General features: G+C 63.0%; 2 protein-coding genes. Both read left to right on the top strand.

The window, feature by feature from the left end; translation table 11 throughout:
- Positions 1–132 precede the first annotated feature (132 nt).
- On the top strand, positions 133–1041 hold the full coding sequence (locus tag WA070_RS11830; RefSeq protein ID WP_422634132.1) for a tyrosine-type recombinase/integrase: 909 nt from the start codon (positions 133–135) through the stop codon (positions 1039–1041).
- Between the two features lie 4 nt (positions 1042–1045).
- Positions 1046–2239, top strand: a complete 1194-nt coding sequence (locus WA070_RS11835; protein WP_422634133.1) for an IS91 family transposase — start codon at positions 1046–1048, stop codon at positions 2237–2239.
- Positions 2240–2539: the final 300 nt, after the last annotated feature.

A 2539-nucleotide genomic window follows, 5' to 3' on the forward strand; every position in this document is an offset into this window, starting at 1 on the left:
TGTACGAACCCGCTGGCGCGGGATGGGCGCCTGGGTTTGAAGTGCCGCTGCCCCACTGACATCTGCGCTTTGGTTGAGCGTGCTGCGGCATAGGCAGAATATCGCGACTCCTTTTCAACCAAGGAGCGTACGATGATCACCAGTGTCTCTGATACCCCAGTCAGCGCATTGCGCCAGCGCATGATTGAAGACATGAACCTGCGACGGTTCGCTCGCAAAACCCAGTTCGACTATGTTCGCCACGTCGCGCGTTTTGCCGCCTTTCTTGGGCGCCCTCCCGACACCGCGACAGCAGAGGACCTGAGACTATTCCAGGTCGAACTGCGCGATGCCGGCTTGGGCGTGCCGACCATGAACAGTATCGTTTCAGCGCTGCGTTTCTTCTTCACGCACACGATTGATCGACCTGATCTTTCCCGCAAGCTTCATACGGTCAAGAACCCGCGTTCCTTGCCCATCGTTCTGAGCCCCGACGAGGTCGCGCAGCTGCTGGGGGCGACCACATGCCTCAAGCATAAAGCAGCGCTGTCCGTCGCCTATGGCGCGGGCTTGCGTGCCGCCGAGGTGACGATGCTCAAGGTCCGCGATGTCGATAGCAAGCGCATGCTCCTGCGGGTGGAGCGCGGCAAAGGCGGGCGATATCGCAATGCGCTCCTGCCCGCTGACCTGCTTACCCTGTTGCGCGAGTGGTGGTCCGTTGGCCGGCAACAGGGCGTGATGCATGCCGATGGCTGGCTGTTCCCGGGGATGCACTACCTCAAGCCGCTCAGTACGCGACAACTCCATCGCATCGTTGTCGACGCCGCAGAGTCCGCGGGCATCACCAAGCGGGTCGGCCCGCACACCCTGCGGCATAGCTTCGCCACGCATTTGTTGGAGGACGGGGTCGATATTCGCATCATCCAGGCGCTGCTGGGGCATGCGAACCTCGAGACCACCGCCTTTTACACCACGGTCGCCACCCGAACGGTGCGCGCTGTCATCAGCCCGCTCGACAGGTTGGCACCGCTGCCCGATCCACAAGTGGCGCCAGACGGCTGAGCCGTTGCGCACCTCACTCGAGGTCGCCGACATCTTTCGCACCGCCGGACCGGCCTATCGGGCCGCCCATGCCGGGCATCTGAGCCTCACCCAGCTCAAGGTGATGACGGCGATCGAGAACTGCCGCACCGCAGCCCTTGGCGGTCATGTCGAGGCCTGCGAGGACTGCGGGCATTGGCGGATCGCCTATAACAGCTGTCGTAACCGGCACTGCCCAAAGTGCCAGGGCGCGGCGGCGCGCACCTGGCTGGCAGAGCGCGAAGCCGACCTTTTGCCGGTCGGATACTTCCACGTCGTCTTCACGCTACCGGCGGAGATCGCCAGCGTCGCTTTCCAGAACAAGGCGGTGGTCTATGATCTGCTGTTCAAGGCAGCGTCGGAGACTATGCTGACGATCGCGGCCGATCCGAGGCATCTAGGCGCCAGGATCGGGATCACCGCCGTGCTCCACACATGGGGCTCGGCCCTTACGCACCATCCCCACGTCCATATGGTGGTGCCGGGTGGCGGCATCGCACTCGACGGAACGCGATGGATATCGACGCGCCCTGCCTTCCTTTTGCCGGTGCGTGTCCTAGGCAAGCTGTTTCGCCGTCTGTTCCTGACCCGGCTGATCCAGCTTTATGACGCCGGCAAGCTCGCCTTCTTCGGATCGCTCGCATCACTTACCGAACGGCGCGCCTTCCTGCGTCATCTGGCGCCGGTCCGGAAGACGCGATGGGTGGTTTATGCAAAGGCGCCCTTTGCGGGCCCTGAAGCGGTGCTCGCCTACCTGTCCCGCTATACCCACCGGATCGCCATCTCGAACCGCCGGTTGATCAGCTTCGACGAGAAGGGCGTCACGCTGCGCTACAAAGATTACCGTCGCGATGGACCCGAACGCCAAAGCGTTATGACACTCGCCACCGACGAGTTTATCCGGCGGTTCATGTCGCACGTCCTGCCTCGTGGCTTCCATCGTATCCGGCATTACGGTCTGCTGGCCAGCTCATCGCGCAAAGCCAACCTCGCGCGTGCTCGCGCGTTGCTCGAGGTAGCCGCGCCGCCTGACGAGGCTATCCTCGAAGAGCCCGTCGATCTGCGACCACCATGCCCTTGCTGCGGCGGGCATATGATCATCATCGAGACCTTCGAACGCTGGCGACAGCCGCGGGCACCGCCGGACATCCTGATGCCGATCCCGGAGTTCGCGCCATGATCCGGCATGGCCTGCACCATATTCATCCTGCCCAAGCACTGTGGCGGGAAGCGATGACGCTCGCGCCCCGCATCGCCGATGCCACACCACATTACCAAAACGATGCGCGCTGCCGCCGGCTGGATCGTTTAAACCGGGCAAAAGGTAGTCCGCCTAGTCCGCATGAATCCCACCGAATCAGCAATAGCGCCAGGGCGCTTAACGGCTCAGATCCGAAATCCCCATAGCCCAGCGCCTGAGGCCCCGCGGGTCGTACATGTAAGACTTTCGTACGCCTGCCGGCGCCCGAAACCCTTCGAC

The organism is Sphingobium sp., from assembly GCF_049304695.1.
Classification (GTDB): Bacteria; Pseudomonadota; Alphaproteobacteria; order Sphingomonadales; family Sphingomonadaceae; genus Sphingobium.